The 17,110-nt window shown below is 55.2% G+C and carries 16 protein-coding genes and 1 tRNA gene; 6 read left to right on the plus strand and 11 right to left on the minus strand.

Going from position 1 to position 17,110, the window contains the following annotated elements; all coding sequences use genetic code 11:
* Positions 1-283 precede the first annotated feature (283 nt).
* The 4 genes from CGL_RS07185 to CGL_RS07200 all read right to left on the minus strand — a co-directional run bounded on the left by CGL_RS07185 (position 284) and on the right by CGL_RS07200 (position 2,248).
* Positions 284-472, minus strand: coding sequence for a hypothetical protein (locus tag CGL_RS07185; RefSeq protein ID WP_003863766.1), 189 nt, complete (start codon positions 470-472; stop codon positions 284-286).
* A gap of 66 nt (positions 473-538) precedes the next feature.
* Positions 539-612, minus strand: a tRNA-Pro gene (locus CGL_RS07190).
* Between the two features lie 105 nt (positions 613-717).
* Positions 718-1,107: a YchJ family protein gene (locus tag CGL_RS07195; RefSeq protein ID WP_011014365.1), complete on the minus strand. Its 390-nt coding sequence runs from the start codon at positions 1,105-1,107 to the stop codon at positions 718-720.
* Position 1,108: 1 nt separating this feature from the next.
* Positions 1,109-2,248, minus strand: a complete 1,140-nt coding sequence (locus CGL_RS07200; RefSeq protein ID WP_003863764.1) for a bifunctional alpha/beta hydrolase/OsmC family protein — start codon at positions 2,246-2,248, stop codon at positions 1,109-1,111.
* 234 nt (positions 2,249-2,482) lie between these two features.
* Here CGL_RS07200 and secA2 point away from each other — a divergent pair, with 234 nt between their 5' ends.
* The 5 genes from secA2 (at position 2,483) to CGL_RS07225 (ending at position 7,659) form a co-directional block, all read left to right on the plus strand.
* Positions 2,483-4,774 carry an accessory Sec system translocase SecA2 gene (secA2, locus tag CGL_RS07205; RefSeq protein WP_011014367.1) on the plus strand — a complete coding sequence of 764 codons (2,292 nt, stop codon included), beginning with the start codon at positions 2,483-2,485 and terminating at the stop codon, positions 4,772-4,774.
* A 139-nt stretch (positions 4,775-4,913) separates the two neighbouring features.
* Positions 4,914-5,345, plus strand: a complete 432-nt coding sequence (gene odhI / locus CGL_RS07210) for an oxoglutarate dehydrogenase inhibitor Odhl (protein WP_003856253.1) — start codon at positions 4,914-4,916, stop codon at positions 5,343-5,345.
* A gap of 157 nt (positions 5,346-5,502) precedes the next feature.
* Complete coding sequence (locus CGL_RS07215; RefSeq protein WP_003856252.1) at positions 5,503-6,261, plus strand: transcriptional regulator FtsR; 759 nt, start codon at positions 5,503-5,505, stop codon at positions 6,259-6,261.
* An 8-nt stretch (positions 6,262-6,269) separates the two neighbouring features.
* Positions 6,270-6,905, plus strand: a complete 636-nt coding sequence (locus CGL_RS07220; protein ID WP_003863762.1) for a bifunctional nuclease family protein — start codon at positions 6,270-6,272, stop codon at positions 6,903-6,905.
* A 178-nt stretch (positions 6,906-7,083) separates the two neighbouring features.
* The gene (locus tag CGL_RS07225) at positions 7,084-7,659 is read left to right on the plus strand and encodes a MerR family transcriptional regulator (protein ID WP_003856248.1); all 576 of its coding nucleotides are present in this window, start codon (positions 7,084-7,086) and stop codon (positions 7,657-7,659) included.
* A gap of 82 nt (positions 7,660-7,741) precedes the next feature.
* Here CGL_RS07225 and CGL_RS07230 read toward each other — a convergent pair whose 3' ends face one another.
* The 6 genes from CGL_RS07230 to CGL_RS07255 all read right to left on the minus strand — a co-directional run bounded on the left by CGL_RS07230 (position 7,742) and on the right by CGL_RS07255 (position 14,643).
* A complete protein-coding gene (locus CGL_RS07230; protein ID WP_003856246.1) occupies positions 7,742-8,254 on the minus strand; it encodes a DUF1707 SHOCT-like domain-containing protein in 513 nt (170 codons plus the stop codon).
* A 107-nt stretch (positions 8,255-8,361) separates the two neighbouring features.
* Entirely contained in the window at positions 8,362-9,753 is a 1,392-nt protein-coding gene (locus CGL_RS07235; RefSeq protein WP_011014368.1) for a hypothetical protein, read from the minus strand.
* 124 nt (positions 9,754-9,877) lie between these two features.
* Positions 9,878-10,726 carry a hypothetical protein gene (locus CGL_RS07240; protein WP_020309556.1) on the minus strand — a complete coding sequence of 283 codons (849 nt, stop codon included), beginning with the start codon at positions 10,724-10,726 and terminating at the stop codon, positions 9,878-9,880.
* 56 nt (positions 10,727-10,782) lie between these two features.
* Positions 10,783-11,847 carry a hemolysin family protein gene (locus CGL_RS07245; protein WP_011014370.1) on the minus strand — a complete coding sequence of 355 codons (1,065 nt, stop codon included), beginning with the start codon at positions 11,845-11,847 and terminating at the stop codon, positions 10,783-10,785.
* Positions 11,844-13,226: a hemolysin family protein gene (locus tag CGL_RS07250; protein WP_011014371.1), complete on the minus strand. Its 1,383-nt coding sequence runs from the start codon at positions 13,224-13,226 to the stop codon at positions 11,844-11,846. Before CGL_RS07250 ends, CGL_RS07245 begins: the two co-directional genes overlap by 4 nt.
* Positions 13,227-13,296: 70 nt before the next feature.
* Positions 13,297-14,643 carry a DEAD/DEAH box helicase gene (locus CGL_RS07255; RefSeq protein ID WP_003856236.1) on the minus strand — a complete coding sequence of 449 codons (1,347 nt, stop codon included), beginning with the start codon at positions 14,641-14,643 and terminating at the stop codon, positions 13,297-13,299.
* A gap of 155 nt (positions 14,644-14,798) precedes the next feature.
* Between CGL_RS07255 and CGL_RS07260 the strand changes: the two genes are divergently transcribed.
* Positions 14,799-15,536, plus strand: a complete 738-nt coding sequence (locus CGL_RS07260) for a siderophore-interacting protein (RefSeq protein ID WP_011014372.1) — start codon at positions 14,799-14,801, stop codon at positions 15,534-15,536.
* A gap of 114 nt (positions 15,537-15,650) precedes the next feature.
* On the opposite strand, the gene gndA is transcribed toward CGL_RS07260, so the two are convergent.
* Positions 15,651-17,105 carry an NADP-dependent phosphogluconate dehydrogenase gene (gene gndA / locus CGL_RS07265; RefSeq protein WP_003863756.1) on the minus strand — a complete coding sequence of 485 codons (1,455 nt, stop codon included), beginning with the start codon at positions 17,103-17,105 and terminating at the stop codon, positions 15,651-15,653.
* Positions 17,106-17,110 lie beyond the last annotated feature (5 nt).

Below are 17,110 nucleotides of genomic sequence, written 5' to 3' on the forward strand. Positions count from 1 at the left end.
CCCGTTTAAGGGGTCGAATTTCTGCAATGGGTTCGAGTGTGGGTGCGCTCTGTTCAGGCATTTGTAGGCGATTCTGGAGCGTCGATTTTTTCGGGTTCGGGGTGGCATTTTTAGACGAGTGGAGCCATGTGTCCGTTTGAGACCAAGGAACGAGTTTCGCCCTGTCTGTTTGGTTTAATACGCACGTTTTGACGCGCAAGAACTGCAGATCGAGACCAAAGAGAGGTAGATTTTTGAGGTCTTTGGTCTCGATCTGCAGTCTTTGATTTTGCCCTAGCCAGATCTACTTTTCAGCCGTGATCTTGATGGTTCCTACCTCTGCGTCATAGGTTGAGTTCATCAACGCATGTTCCGCCTCGGCCGAAAGATCCATTTGGGATAGCGCACCTGCCCAATATCTTAAAATCCGTCCCGCTTCACCGGCAGGATCATCCGCAATAGCATCAAGATCGATATCAATGGTGAGTTTCATGTTTTATCCAGCCTGACAAATAGAGAAAACCTAGGGGAGAAAATACATCCTCACCTAGGCTAATTGTCGGACTAACAGGATTTGAACCTGCGACCCCTACACCCCCAGTGTAGTGCGCTACCAAGCTGCGCCATAGTCCGCCGTTGTGTTCTTAACCCTCGGGCTGAGCCAACGTGAATAGGTTACATCAGTGTGATCTGGAAAGTGAAATCCGCTGGTCATAACCTATTGCACGTGTGGGGAAACTAGTCGACATCTCCTGTGGAATAGACCCACGCGCCGTTGACCTTGCGGAATGTGGAGTCTTCTTCTTGGACGCCGGAGGCGAGCCCCTTGTAGAAGGCTTGGAATTTTACGGTGCCGGTGGAATCGAAGGGTCCACCGCCGGTGGTCTCGAGGATGTCGAGGCGGTAGAAATCAATTCCCATATCGAGGCCGAGTTCGCTTGGCCGGGTTTCTGGATCCCAAGTGTCAAGAAGGTACTGGGAATTTCCAACAGCAAAGGCGGTGAACCGAGATCGCATGAGCGCTTCAGCGGTGGGGGCCACCCATTCGCCGGAGTGAAAGCGGTAGCAGCACTCACCGTAGGTAAGGCCAGTTCCGCAGGGGCAGCGTTTACCCAACTCAAAATCCACGCTAGTTCACCTCGTCGTCGATGACGATTCCCTGCGCGAGCAGTTGGGTAATCGAGCAGGAATTAGATGCGGCCCGAAGTGAAGCACTGTCAGCATCGCTGAGGTTGCCGATCAAAGAGATCTTTCGGCGGAGTTTGATCTGGCCGTGGTCGGCTGATTGTTCCTGGGAGATCGTCACTTTGACATCGTCAAGGCCTTTGATGCGGTTGTCGATGGCTGCTTGTTTGATCGTTTGAGAGTTTGCAGCAGCAAGCGCGGAAACCAGCAGGGAAGTAGGGGTGAAGCCGAGGTTTTTGCCACCCTGGGATTTGTCGCGGTCGGTGATGAAATTGTGACCACCGGTGCGGATGGCTGCGCCGTATTTGCTGGCTTTGATGGTTGAGGCTTCGGCGACAAACTCCGGAAGATCCTCACAGACGTTTTCTGGAACCAGGTAGGGCTCGACCCAGTTCGCGATGATCCGGGCTGCACGCTGTGCGGTGCCATCTTTGGTGAGCAGGTGATCTGCCTTGTCCAAAGTCATCAAGGATTTAGGGTAGCGAGTGACTCTGAAGATGAGCTGCGCGTTGTCCACGCCGACGGTTTGGTCGGTGGGGGAATGCAGTAAAAGCAGTGGTTTGCGGAGCCTGCGGAGGTGATCTTCGGGGTTGACCTCTGCAAGGTCTTCGAGGAATTCGCGGGAAATGGTGACATCCCGGCCTCCGAGCTGCAGAGTGACAGCACCTTGATCATCTACATCACATATGCGATCAGCAAAGTGCAGGACTGCGTGCGCAGGATCAAAAGGTGCACCTATCGTTGCTACTGCTTTGAGGCAGGAGATTTTGGTGGCAGCTTTCAGTGATGCTGCACCACCCAAGGAGTGTCCAATGAGCAACTGTGGAGCGGAGTAGTGTTCCGTCAACCACTGCGAGGCCGCCACGATATCGTCCACATTGGAGTTGAAGGTGGTTTTGGAGAAGTCACCTTCTGATTGGCTCAGTCCTGGGAAATCGAAACGCAGGCAGGCGACGCCGGATTCTGCGAGTGTTTTACTGACTCGCGCGGCGGCTGGCGTGAACCGTGAGCCGGTGAAACAGTGGGCAAACATTGCATAGGCAATGGGATCTGTATCTGGAAGATCTAACGTCGCGGCCATCATCAACCCTTGTGATGATGGCACCTTCACGCTAACTGAATGCACCGGGAGCAAACCTTTCGACAAAGCTATTTCATCATCACTTTATGCATATCTTTCGCGCAGGTCACCATGCGTGCGGTATGTCGTTGCACAACTCTTACCCACCAGTGCAATGTAGGTCACGTCGTATCACGTCTGAGGGTGATTGAGTAGGGTTAAACAGATGAATTCATTTAGCTCACCGGAGGTATAACCGTGGCCGGTTTTGATTGGTTTTGGAAGGCCCTTGGCGGCAAATCGGGCAGAAACCAAAAACGTAGCGTGGCAATTGTCAATCAGGTAGAAAACCATGCAGCGGAATTAGACGCGCTGGATGATGTTGCATTGGCGCAGCGTGCCAAGGATCTAGCCAGTGGTGGACGCATTGACAATCATGCGGAATTCCTCGCCATTTTGGGTGTGGCATCGCAGCGGACATTGGGGCTGAAGCCGTATCCGGTGCAATCACAGGCGGTGTTGCGTCTCATTGAAGGCGATGTGGTGCACATGGCTACCGGTGAGGGCAAGACTTTGGTGGGCGCGATGGCGGCCACCGGTCTGGGGTTGATGGGCAAGCGAGTCCATTCGATTACCGTCAATGATTATTTGGCGGTGCGCGATGCCGAATGGATGCGGCCATTGGTCGAATTTTTCGGTCTGAGCGTGGCGAGCATCAGCGAGAAGATGGATGCAGGGGAGCGTCGACAAGCATATAAAGCCGCAATTGTCTACGGACCTGTCAATGAAATCGGCTTTGACGTGCTGCGTGATCAGCTAATTACCCGGCGCGAAGACGCCGTGCAGCATGGCGCCGACGTCGCGATTATCGATGAGGCCGATTCCGTGCTTGTCGACGAGGCCCTGGTGCCACTCGTCCTCGCCGGCAACCAGCCCGGCCATGCGCCGCGCGGCAAAATCACCGATGTGGTGCGCTCGTTGAAAGAAAACGACGATTACACCATCGACGATGATCGTCGCAACGTCTTCCTCACCGACAAGGGTGCCGCCAAATTAGAGCAGCAGCTGGGCATCAGCAGCCTCTACGACGATGAGCACGTCGGCTCGACGCTCGTGCAGGTCAACCTCGCCCTCCACGCGCAGGCACTGCTCATCCGCGACATCCACTACATCGTCCGCGACAGCAAGGTCTTGCTTATCGACGCCTCCCGCGGCCGTGTCGCCGACCTGCAGCGCTGGCCCGACGGCCTGCAAGCAGCAGTGGAGGCCAAGGAAGGTCTCGCGGTTTCTGAAGGCGGCAAGATCCTTGACACCATCACACTTCAGGCGTTGATTGGTCGCTACCCAATGGCATGCGGCATGACAGGTACCGCCGTGGAGGCAACCGATCAGCTACGCACCTTCTATGACTTGCATGTTTCTGTCATTGAGCGCAATCATCCGCTGAAGCGCTTTGATGAAGCTGACCGTATCTACGCCACCATGGCGGAGAAAAACCGCGCCATCATCGATGAAATCGCACTCCTTCACAGCACGGGGCAGCCAGTCCTGGTGGGTACCCACGATGTGGCAGAGTCGGAAGAACTCGCCACTGCACTGCGTGAACTCAACATCGAAGTAAGCGTTCTCAACGCCAAGAATGATGCCGAAGAAGCCCAGATCATCGCAGAGGCTGGCGATATTGGACGAGTGACCGTTTCCACTCAGATGGCCGGCCGCGGTACCGATATTCGCCTCGGTGGCGCCGATGAAGCCGACTACGATGAAGTGGTGAAACTCGGTGGACTCGCCGTTATCGGCACCGCCCGCCACCGTTCTCAGCGCCTGGACAACCAGCTGCGCGGACGTGCGGGACGACAAGGAGATCCAGGCCTGAGCCTTTTCTTTGTCTCCCTCGATGATGATGTGGTGGTCTCAGGCGGGTCAGGGGAGAGCGTGAGCGCGCAACCCGATGCCACCGGGCTGATTGACTCAGATCGCATCCGCGATTGGGTCGGACACTGCCAGCGCGTCACCGAAGGACAGCTGCTGGAAATCCACTCCCAGAGCTGGAATTACAACAAGCTCCTTGCCGATCAACGCGTGATCATTGACGAGCGCCGCGAACGCCTCCTCGACACCGCCTTAGCGTGGGAGGAACTGGCACAGCATGCACCAGCGCGGGCTGCAGAGCTTGAAGACCTTGATCAGTCCGTGAGGGAACAGGCAGCACGAGACATCATGCTGTACCACCTCGATTACAACTGGTCAGAGCACCTCGCGTTGATGGATGATGTCCGCGAATCCATTCACCTGCGCGCCATCGCCAGGGAAACCCCCCTTGATGAATACCACCGCATCGCTGTGCGTGAATTCAAGGATTTGGCACAACGCGCTGTCGATGATGCGGTGTCCACGTTCAAGTCTGTGACCATCGATCACGAGGGTGCCCATTTGGATGATGAGGGCTTGGCGCGTCCATCAGCAACGTGGACCTACATGGTCTCTGACAACCCACTTGCGGGTAGTGGTAACTCAGTGATCAGTGGCATAGGAAATATCTTTAGATAACCTGAGAACTATGAAATTCCAGCTCACGGCGTTTTTTCAGGAAATTCTAGGATCTTACGGAGGGTAACTCCGCACTCAACATCTAGACAAAGGCTATGATGAAAATCGTTAAGAATAATGTCGACACGGAGGAAGTTTAATGAGCGACAACAACGGCACCCCGGAGCCACAGGTCGAGACCACCTCAGTATTCCGCGCTGATCTACTGAAGGAAATGGAGTCGAGCACCGGTACTGCTCCAGCCTCCACAGGAGCTGAAAACCTTCCTGCAGGATCTGCTCTTCTTGTAGTCAAGCGTGGACCAAATGCAGGCGCTCGATTCCTTCTGGACCAGCCAACCACGACCGCTGGTCGTCACCCAGAAAGTGACATCTTCCTTGATGATGTCACCGTTTCACGTCGCCACGCAGAGTTCCGCATCAATGAAGGTGAATTTGAAGTCGTGGACGTAGGGTCCCTCAACGGAACCTACGTTAACCGCGAGCCACGCAACGCTCAGGTCATGCAGACCGGTGATGAGATCCAGATTGGCAAGTTCCGCCTGGTTTTCCTCGCAGGCCCTGCTGAGTAAAAACACTTCCTAGGAAAGTTCTTTGCAGTGTTTCACTGCAAACAGTGCGGTTGCAGGATACATACCTATCTTGCAACCGTTTTGTGTATAGAATGCCTAAAATAGTGGTACAAGTCCCTGTCCGCCCATTTAATTCACAGCAGGTAGCAGCAACATCGTGAGTGCACTCCGTAAAACATCCCCAAACGGCTCCATCGGCGCATCCGCCACCAGAACCGTTCCGGTGAAACCAACCAAGACTATGTCAATTGGTGTGGTACTTGAACGTCTAAACGCAGAGTTCCCCGATGTCACTGTGTCCAAAATTCGCTTCCTCGAATCAGAGGGGCTGATTACCCCTGAGCGAACCGCATCTGGATACCGCCGTTTTACGGAATCAGATGTGGAACGCCTCCGCTACATCCTGGTCACCCAGCGTGACAACTACCTTCCGCTGAAGGTCATCAGGGAACAGCTGGAAGCCATGGACAACGGCTCTGTCACCGCCATCCTTGGTTCCTCCTCGGAGCCTTTGGTCAGCCCGGAGAAGTTTCAGGCACCTGCGATTACTCGCCTCACTGACTCTGATGTGGCCGAAAAGGCTGGCGTCAACGTCGAATTGGTTGTTGATTTAGTCAACGCCCGATTGATTAAGCCGGACGCCGCCGGATTTTTCACCAACGATGACGTGGCGATCGCCAGCACCGCAGCTAGCCTGAAAGCAATGGGCTTTGATCTCCGTCGACTGAAATCCCTGGGAAATGCGGCATCGCGCCAGGCAGATCTTATTTCCCAAGTGGCATCTCCGATTGCGCAGGGAAAAAGCGATGTTGCCCGCCAGCAAGCTGAAGAAATGGCACAACAAATGTGCTCCCTAGTTGTGTCAATGCACGCCTCCTTGGTGAAAAACGCAACTCGCGAGCAGCTTGGATACTGATAGAAAAAATGAGTTTTGTTGAACTTGAATTCCATGGCATTCACACCATGGAACCAGATGGCTTTACCTGCGCGCTGTTCCGATGGGATGAAGGGAACAAAATCCTTCCCATCTGGATCGACGTTGATGACGCCCTAAAAATCCAGGCATATCTCGCTGGATTCAACCCACGAAGGCCAACGGCACATGAATTGCTCGCGGAAGCATTCCAGCGCCTCACTCCGTGGGTAGCCAGCCTGCAGATCGTCTCCCACTTTGAAGGCGTTTACATGGCTACCATCACTACCTCTGAAGATGAGCAATTTGATGCCCGCCCAAGCGATGTGATCATGCTGTCACAGCTGCTCGAGGTGCCAATTTCTATCGATGAGGAAATTCTGCAGCAAACTGCCTTCTATATCAATGATGAGGATATGGAGTCCATCTTTGACATCGTCATTGATCGCAGCAAGGCATCCGGACATCCTGATGGGGAATCTGCTTCAGGCGACGCTCAAGCAGATGCTGATTTCCAACAGTTGATGCAGAGCCTCGGCGTTTTTGAAGATGATCTCTTCAGCGCACCGGATTCTCCAGGCGACGGACTTGATGGCGACTTCGGCGAGGAAGGCCCCTCATCGGAAGAAAAGCCAGAGAATTCCTAAAATGTGACTAATCACACCCTCAGATTTCAACTTGCTGGGGGTGTTTTTGGCGTGTTAGCAGATTTTAGCTTGACTCTGGTCTAGGGTAGAGACCAGACTTATAGCTAAGTTGCATGCTTAGAATTAACACGCATGTTGTTTTGAATAAAACATGGGTGCTGAATAATCGGAGAAACTAGTGTACGAAGACAAGAACTACCAGGGAGAAATCTTCAACGGTGTCCCTGTTCAGGAGACCTTATTTGAGGTCGGCCCTGACGAACAGGTCGGCTACCGCGTCCCAACAGCCTGCCAAGTTGCGGGGATCACCTACCGCCAGCTGGATTACTGGGCACGCACCAAACTTGTCGTGCCAACCATTCGTGGTGCACGCGGATCAGGCTCTCAGCGCCTGTACTCCTTCAAGGACATCCTTGTTCTGAAGATTGTTAAGCGGCTGCTGGACACCGGTATTTCTCTGCAGAACATTCGCCTCGCCGTGGATAAGCTCCGCGACATGGGCACCAACGACCTGGCAGAGATCACCCTGGTTTCTGACGGCACCACCGTCTACGAGTGCCGATCCAACGAAGAGGTCATCGACTTGCTCGGTGGTGGACAGGGTGTATTCGGCATTGCAGTTCCAGGCATCATGAAGGAACTCACCGGCGATATTTCTTCCTTCCCATCTGAGCGCATCGATGAGGAATTTCAGGCAGAGACCATCAACTTTCAAGATGAGCTCGCAGCCCGCCGGAGCCGACGCACCTCCTAAAAACTCAGCGCAGTAAATCTTCAAGCCCGTGCACCGTAGGTCTCTCCGAACCTATGGCGCACGGGCTTGATAGCTTTTGTGGCTATTGTTCCAACTCGCGTCGACGTTGTGCCGCAATGCGTAGGCGTGCTTCGCGTTCGCTTTGTTCCTTGCTGTGGAGTTCCTCAAAGAGTTTTTCATCGGCGTCATCTACTTTGAGCAAGAATCGCGCACCCGCGGAGGCCGCTCCGCCAAGGATGAACACAACCCAGAAATATGGCACGTTGAAAACAAACAAGCCTAGGAAGAACGAGACCATCACGACAGCCCAAATGGCGGAGTCGATCTGCTTGAGCTTCTTTCCTCGCTGTAGGACCAGGTCTAATTCTTTCTCGGTATCGTCTTGCACGGGTGTCACGGCGGTGCTTGCCTGTTGTTCGGGAAGATCTGTGAACAAGACATCTATTTCACCGGCTGTGCGTGCGATTGCTGCGGCGCCGGTTCGGGTATCGAATTCGTCGATGTCGAGGTATCCGTCTGCAAAATATGACCCAAGTCGGTCGAGGGCTTGGGATCGCTCGATGTCGCCTATTCGTTGGTGAGCCCTGTCGTTCATAGTTCAAGTATAAACACGTTTTCGAGTGCTGCCGGTGGTGCGAAAATCCAAAACTCCCATTTTGACAAGTGTTCATTGTCCAAATGGGAGTTTTTTCAGCGGTCGGCTTAGAGTCCGAATGCCTCGCGGAGAGCTGCATCGATCTGCTCGGTGGTTGTTGCCTGCGTAGCGGTGCCGTTGTGGCTGGTGGCGAAATCACTGAGCACGGAATCCACTGGATCGTGGCCTACATGAACAACGTGGAGTGAGATGTTGTCTGCGAATGCGGCGCTGAGATCATTCAAGAATGCTTCGTCGGTGTATTCACCAGCTGAGCCTGAGGTCACGATGACAACGCGCATTGGCTGTCCATCGGGGGAGCCTTCCTTGGCGATCTGGGTTGCAGCAACGACAGAAGCGCGGGTCAGCGGAACGCCACCGGTGCCGAGGCGAACAACTGCGCCGGCAGAGTTTTCTCCACTGGAGGAATCAGGGAAGGAAACGTTTGCGCGCCATCCCTTGGTGACTCCTGGGTTGAGTGGGGAAGAGTAGTTGTTTAGTGCTACCTGGTTGCCCTGTGCACCAGTTTCGCGGGCGAGGTTGGCCAGAGTCCGGGAAGTAACCGTGTGGTAGGTTTCCTGGCTGCCGTCAACAACTCGATCCATGTTGGATGAGGTATCCAGGTTGATGATGGTATCGGATGGGGAAGCAGCGGCGGGCTCGACCGGGGTCTCGCTTGGTTGCGCCTCAGTAGTTTCTGCCGCGGATTCGCTTGAAGCTTGGGTGAGAACACTTTCAAGCGCGGAGTTATCGGCGTTGCCGGTGTCGAAGCTGAAGCTACTGAAATCAGAGGCGGCGCGGGCTTGGTCTTCAGAGATACCGTTTCCAGCGTTGATGGCAACAGCCCACACAGGTACTTCTGCGCTGTCTACTGCTTCAAAGGTGTAGCCCTCTGGAAGTTCTGCTCCTTCAACGGTGGCAAACGCAGGGGAGTCGGCAGCTCCAGTTGCGGTGACATCGGCGTCACGGTTGAGCGCAGCAGCGGCAGCTTCTGGGGTTTCAGCCAGCGCCAGCGCTACGGCTGCGGATGCTCCGGAGTTAGTGGCAACGGGAAGAGCTACCTGGTCAAGGGTGATTGTTGAGGCGTCGGTGCCTGAAGCAGCTGCGAGGCCTGCCTGTGCGGAGCCAACCTGGGGCCAAGAGCTTTCAGAGCTGCTTGCTACGGCACCGGTTTCAGCAAGTGCGGTGGCAGCATCAGAACGAGAACCAGCGAACAGGTACGTGGCAGCGGGGACGTTGCCGTCCACAGCTTCCGCCTCAACACAGAAATCACGGCTGACAGGTGATGAGTCATTAAATTTGTTCACTAATTCTTCGGCTGCGGTGGAATCGCCACCAACGGGCAGACTCAAGTTTCCGGAGATGCACTCTTGTGAGGTGGTCGTGGTGGAGCCAGAATCATCTGAACGGTTAAAAAGCCACACCACAAGTGCCACGATGAGAGCGACGATGGCAATCAACGCAATGGTTAGCGATTTAGATAACCTTAAGTTTGAATTCCCACTTGAATGGCGTGCCACGTTTCTCCCTCGCTGTATTCCCCGAAAATCCGGACCAGAAACCTACATTGACAAGTCTAATTTTCTAAATACTAGCCTGTAGAGCTTGTTTAGTAATGGAGACAAGCCGGTCACGGATGGGTTTTGCTCGTTCAGACAGCTCGCGTTGTCTACTGACATATTCGGCTTTGCCCTCGGCGGTCTCAATGGGGACGTAGCCAAAGCCGTATCCGCGGACGTCGTAAGGCGAAGCCTCCATGTCCAAGATGCGGGTGTCGCGGGCTAGTTCAAACGCGTCCAAGAAAAGATCACCTGGCACAAGAGGGCCAAGCTTTGCGGACCATTTGTATAGATCCATCGTGGCATGCAGACAACCACATTGATCGTTGCGTGGCTGATCTTCGCGGGTTAACACCGTGAGGTTCAACGGGATGGCTGGTGTGGTGAAGAATCGGTAGGCATCAAAGTGGGTGCATTTGATGTTGTGGCTTTCCACCACACGGTCGGTTTCCGATGGGGTAAGGCGCAGGGGAAGGTCATGGCGGAGATCGTTTGATTTGTACACCATTGCCCATTCGTGCAGACCAAAACAATCAAATTGGGCGTGGTTGTCGCGGGTGGCGGACAACAGTTCGTGGATGTAGCGCACAGAGGACCCACGGCGTTGCATATAGGAGGCCAGGTCAAGCTGGACGCCGGCTGCGTGATGGAGGGAGGCGTCGACAAGCAAAAAATCGCGCATGGTGGCATGCGGCGGTGTGCCTTCTAGAAACACGCCGATGCCGGGGTGCCAGGTTTTTAGGTGCGCGACGCGCACGGGGTAGTACTCGAAGAGGAAGTCGAAGACGGGGTGCTTGATATGCGCTTGTCGACGCTTCAAGTGGTCTTTGGTGAATGAATCAGCCCGCGCGTGGTGGGCGCGGGCTAGTTCCATCCACTCATCCTCGCTCAATACGCGGAGGTGAAAAGTGTCCAACACAGTTACTATTTCTAGTCGTCGGAGCTTTCGTGAGTCCAATCGTTGACGGTGCCCACGTATTCTTCGATGAGATCCTCCAGCGTAATCACGCCGAGAAGCTCACCTTTGAGGCGAACCTGAGCCATGTGCGCGGAGCGGTAGTGCATAAAATCCAAGACGTCATCCATGAGGCCGTCGGCATCCACATTGCTCAAAGGGCGCAGTGCAGAACGCGGAATGGTCTCGGAGGGATCCATCTCAGGATCAGCCAGACGAGGCAAAATATCCTTGATGTGGATATAACCCAAGTAGGATCCATCGCGGCCGGTGACAGGGAAGCGGGAGAAACCGGTCTCGCGGACTGCTTCCTCCAACTGGTGCAAGGTCGGGCCAGATTTACCGAACGCCAGCGTGCGCACGTCCTCATCCTTAATCACCAGTTCCTTGATGGAACGCTGCTCAGAGCGCAGCGCCTTGGACAGGCGGGCGTGCTCTTCAGCATCAAGGAGGCCTTCGGAACGGGACTCGGAAATCATTGATGCCAGCTGCTCTGGGTCCACGGTGGAATCCAGCTCGTTTTTTTGCTCCACACCAAAGGCGCGAAGGGTCAGACGGGCGATCCAGTTCATGAACTCGATCAACGGGCGGGTAATCTTCACAAACGCAATGAGCACTGGAGCAAGCCACATGCCTAAGGTTTCAGGGCCAGCAATAGCGATGTTCTTTGGCACCATTTCACCAAAGAGAATGTGCAACCAGGTGATGATCGCCAGTGCGATGACGAAGGAAATTGGGTGGATCAAATCATTTGGAACACCCCAGGAGGTGAAAGGCACCTCAATGAAGTGGGCGATCGCAGGTTCTGCGACTTTACCCAGAATCAGAGAACAGACCGTAATACCGAACTGAGCGCCCGCCAACATGATGGAGAGGTGCTCGGTTGCGTAGAGAACCTTTTCAGCTCCCTTTTTACCCTGGGATACCAGGGAATCCAGGCGGTCCCGGCGCGAGGAAATCAGTGCGAACTCCGCGGCCACGAAGAAGGCGTTGGCGGAAAGAAGGACGATAATTAGAAGGACAGTTGCCCAAATACTCACTTTTCGTACTCCTTTGCTTCTTCATGGGTGATGGGGGTGAGAACGGCTTTGTCGATGCGTCGATCTTCCATGACCGTTACTCGTGCGATCCAGCGTCCGGAGAAGCCGGATTCGAATTCATCCATGGTTGGGGTATCGGTCAGTGGGAGTAGGGCGACATCGCCGACGCGAGGAATGGCGCCGACTGTGTACATGATCAAGCCGCCGAGGGTTTCGTAGGGGCCGTCAGGGGAGACGTACCCGACGCGTTTTTCGAGTTCATCGATGCGGACCAGGCCGGAGACTTCCCAGCTGGCGCCGAATTGTTGGAAATCGCGTTCGGCGTCGGAGTCGTCGTGCTCATCGTGGATTTCGCCGAGGATTTCCTCCACGACGTCTTCGATGGTGACCATGCCTGCGGTTCCGCCGTATTCATCGGCAACCAAAATAACTTGGGAGCCGGCGGAGCGGACAGCGTTGAGGACAGAGTCGCCGTCAAGGCTGGCTGGTACCACAGGAATTTTGCGGGCTAGATCGCGCACCATGGTGGTGGCGCGTTCTGCCTGCACTACAGAGAATGCGTCCTTGATGTGGACCATGCCGATGGTTTCATCCAAGTCGCCTTCGGTGACTGGGAAGCGGGAGTGACCCGTTTCCAGGGCAAGCTCGATCAAATCATTGACGGTGTCTGTGGCACGCAATGATTCAATGGTGGAGCGAGGTGTCATGAATTCATCAGCGGTGGCGTCACCGAACTGCAGGGATCGGTTGATCACCGCTGCGGTGTTTTGATCCAGTCCGCCGCTTTCCGCGGAGCTGCGTACCAAGGCGGTGAGCTCTTGGGAGGAACGGGCAGAGGCAAGCTCTTCGGCTGGTTCAATACCAAGTTTGCGGACAATAAAGTTTGCAGACTTGTTCATGCCGTTAATAAACGGCTTGAGAACCATGTTGAACCAATTGACAGGGTGGACAACAAAACGTGCCACGCCCAACGGGTTGGTGATCGCCCAGTTTTTGGGAACCAACTCACCAAAAACCATGGAGAGGGTAGTTGCCACCAACAGTGCGATGATGAGGGCTACTGCGGAGCTTGCTGATTCATTTAATCCCACCAGCTCAAGTGCTGGGGTGAAGAATTTGGCCAAAACCGGCTCTGCGAGGAAGCCTGTGGCAAGTGTCGTGATCGTGATGCCCAGCTGGGCACCAGAGAGCACGAACGACAGATTTTGATGATCCCTCTGCACTGCGCGGGCGCTGCTGTCGCCTTTTTGCTTCACATGTGTTTCTACAGTGGATTTTTCTAAGCCGGTGAGTGCGAACTCAATGGCCACGAATAGTCCGGTGCTCGCGGTAAGAAGCACGAAGCCTAGCAGTGAGAGGATGCTTATGAGTATGTCCATTAGCGTGGTTTAAGCTGTTGCCCTTAGAAGCGGTGAAAGCCTGTTCAGCTTCGCGTGCCGTGGGGGAGTTTTAGCTCTTGGGACCGTCTTTCCTTGAAGTCTGACGCCTCGGGTTGGAGCGGCCCGTTGATCTGGATCCGCTTTGTCCGCGCCTGCGTGGATTCCGGCTGGAACCTCTGGAATCAGAACGATTATGGGTATTTTTTTGTTCCCGCTTTGGCTGCTGCTGTCCAGGTGCTGGAAGAGCAACGCCTGACGGGCGTCGTGCACCAGTAATTTTAGCCAATTCAGGTGAGTTTTCGTTGACTTTTACCTCAGCGGCTGTCACGCCTGCTTTTTGGAAAAGTTCACGGACTTCCTTGATTTGTTCGTCCATTACTAGAGTCACAACTGTACCGGAAGTTCCGGCTCGTGCAGTACGACCAGCGCGGTGCAAATACGCTTTGTGTTCTGCTGGGGGATCAACGTGCACAACAAGCGAGACGTCATCCACGTCAATGCCACGGGCGGCGATATCGGTGGCCACCAAGACGGGGATTGATCCATCGGCGAAACCAGCCAAAGCGTTGGTGCGGGTGGACTGACCTTTATCGCCGTGAATACCCACTGCGTTGACACCCACGCGGCGCAGTTTCTTCACCTGTCGATCCACACCGTGCTTGGTGCGCATGAACATGATGGTTTTGCCTTCACGTGCAGCGATGCTCAAGACAACGGAATTGCGAGGATCGCGTCCGCCAACCAGAAGTCGGTAGTGTTCCATGGTGTCCACTGCTGCCTGAACAGGAGCGGTGGAGTGTGTGATGGGGTTGTGGAGGTAGCGATCGACCAATTTGCTCACATCGCCGTCCAACGTTGCCGAAAACAGCAGACGTTGACCATTTTTAGGGGTTAGGTCCATGAGCTTTTTTACCTGTGGCAAAAAGCCCATGTCGGCCATCTGATCGGCTTCATCCAACGCTGTCACGGAAACATCAGCGAGGGAGAGCTTCTTCTGGTTGATCAAATCTTGGGCGCGGCCAGGGGTGGCAACCAAGATATCCACTGGTGTGGCAAGTGCGGTGATGTTGCGGTTGATGTTGACGCCACCGACCACCTCGAGGACGCGCAGACCCATAACGCGGGCGGGATCGTCGAGGCGTTCACGCACCTGAGCTGCTAGTTCACGGGTGGGAACCAGGACAAGCCCGCGGGGGCGACCTGGTTTGGAGGCGCCCGAGCGCGCGAGTCGGGTGATCATGGGAAGCCCAAAGGTGAAGGTTTTACCAGAGCCGGTGGGTCCACGGCCGAGGACATCTTTGCCAGCGAGCGCATCGGGGATGGCTGCTTCTTGGATGGGGAATGCCTCGGTGATTCCCTGACTGCGAAGTTCGCGCACAATCTCGTCGGGAAGCTTGAGTTCTAGAAAGGTAGTCATTGCCCACTAACTCTAGTCGGTGCTGGTTGAAAAGTGATCATGGGAACTTTTAATCGCTGAGCTAGTGCTTTTGCGACACACCTCTTGCGAATGTTGATTAGGTTAGGCAAGCCATATTTACAGGGTGTTGTGAAAGCATAAGGGAGCAAGGAAACATGGGCAAGGGATTTACCGGCGCTATTTTGACCGTCATGGGCGTGAAATCGCATATCGCCACCACCACGGGAAAAACCGTGATCAATGACCGCATGGTGACCATTCATTTTCATTCCGAGACGCTGCTCAACACGGAAGGTGAAGTCCCCGGCGATTGGCTGCGTCTGTGGTTCCCGCACGAGAGCCGACCTGGAAAGCTCTACCAACGCGCCTACACCTTGACCAACGTGGATGCCGATGCCGGTACCTTTGACCTGGCTTTTGTGCTGCACGAGCCGCTGGGGCCCGCCTCGGCGTGGGCGACGCGCTGCGAGGCCGGGGAAAGCCTGGAAGTCATGCGCTACCCAGGAATTCCGTTCGCCATCCCAGATCCAGCGCCGCGTGGCTTCCTTTTCTTAGGCGATCTCACCTCTTACCCAGCGATCTGCTCGATTCTGGAGACCTTGGACGGTGAAATCCCTGCGACCGCGTATCTTATCGCCCACGATCCACTTGATTACACCTTCGATTTTCCCCAGGGCGAGCACATCACCGCGCAGTGGATTTCCAACGAACAATCCTTCATTGATCACATCGCTGACACGGATTACACCGATTTTTATACCTGGATCGGCGCGGAATCCTCCGAAACCCGTGCGGCCAAGAAGCATCTGCAGACCCACGCCGGCATGCCCAAGACGCACATGAACGCGCAAGGTTATTGGAACAAGGGCAGAGCCATGGGTAAAAGCAATTAAAAGATTTTTGCTTATCGACGCCCACCTCCGGCGAATCCCTGGCAGCACGCGAAAAACCCCTCACAATCTAAGGTGACTGTGAGGGGTTTTGGCGTTGTGTTAAAAGGAGAGCCTTTAAGCTTCAACCTCGGAGCGGTCGCCGGACCACTCGGTGTGGAAGGAGCCATCCTTGTCGATGCGCTTGTAGGTGTGCGCACCGAAGAAGTCGCGCTGTCCTTGGATCAGGGCTGCTGGCAGACGCTCTGCACGCAGGCTGTCGTAGTAGGACAGGGAGGAAGCGAACACTGGGATTGGCAGGCCAAGCTGGGTGGCGGTGACAATCACGCGACGCCATGAATCGATGAGGTCGCCGAGCTCGCTCTTGAAGTAAGGATCGAGCAGCAGGGACTCAAGTTCAGCGTTTGCATCGTATGCTTCGACGATGCGGTTGAGGAACTTAGCGCGAATGATGCAGCCGCCGCGCCAGATGGTAGCGAGGTCGCGAGGGTCAACGTCCCAGTTGTTCTCGTCGGAGCCAGCCTTGATCTCGTCGAAGCCCTGTGCGTAAGCAACAAGCTTGGATGCGTACAGTGCACGGCGAACGTCTTCGACGAACTGTGCCTTGTCCACGCCAAGTGCTTCCAGATCGGTGAGGACACCTGCAGGTAGGTTGCCCTGTGCTGCAGCGCGCTGGCTGGTTGCGCCGGAGAGTGCACGTGCGAAAACAGCTTCGCCGATGCCGGTGGTAGCAATACCCAGATCAAGAGCAGCCTTGACGGTCCAACGTCCGGTGCCCTTCTGACCTGCAGCGTCAACGATGACGTCGATTAGTGGCTTGCCGGTTTCAGCATCCACCTGGGAGAGAACCTCTGCGGTGATTTCGATGAGGTAGGAATCCAGGTCGCCTGCGTTCCATTCCTTGAAAACCTCAGCGATTTCAGCTGGCTGCATGCCTGCTGCGTAGCGGAGAAGGTGGTATGCCTCGCCGATGACCTGCATGTCGGCGTACTCGATGCCGTTGTGGACCATCTTGACGAAGTGGCCGGCGCCGTCTGGGCCGATGTGGGTGACACATGGGGTGCCGTCAACGTTGGCAGCGATGGACTCAAGCAGTGGTCCGAGGGACTCGTAGGACTTTGCTGGGCCACCAGGCATGATGGATGGGCCGTTGAGTGCGCCTTCTTCGCCGCCGGAGATACCAGCACCGACGAAGTGGAGACCGCGTGCGGAGATTTCCTTCTCGCGACGAATGGTGTCGGTGTAGAGGGCGTTGCCGCCGTCGATGATGATGTCGCCTTCGTCCATGGCATCTGCCAGCTGGTTGATGACTGCGTCGGTGGCGTTACCAGCCTGAACCATGATGATGGCGCGGCGTGGCTTTTCCAGGGATGCTACGAACTCTTCGACGGTTGCAGAAGGGATGAAGTTGCCTTCGGAGCCGTGATCGGCGATGAGCTTGTCGGTTTTGTCAGTGCTGCGGTTGTAGACAGCGACAGTGTTGCCGTTGCGGGCGAAGTTGCGGGCGAGGTTTGAGCCCATTACTGCTAGGCCTACAACGCCGATCTGTGCGAGATTATCTCCATTAGTCATGTTAT

The sequence above is a fragment of the Corynebacterium glutamicum ATCC 13032 genome (genome assembly GCF_000011325.1).
In the GTDB taxonomy this organism is placed as follows: Bacteria; Actinomycetota; Actinomycetes; order Mycobacteriales; family Mycobacteriaceae; genus Corynebacterium; species Corynebacterium glutamicum.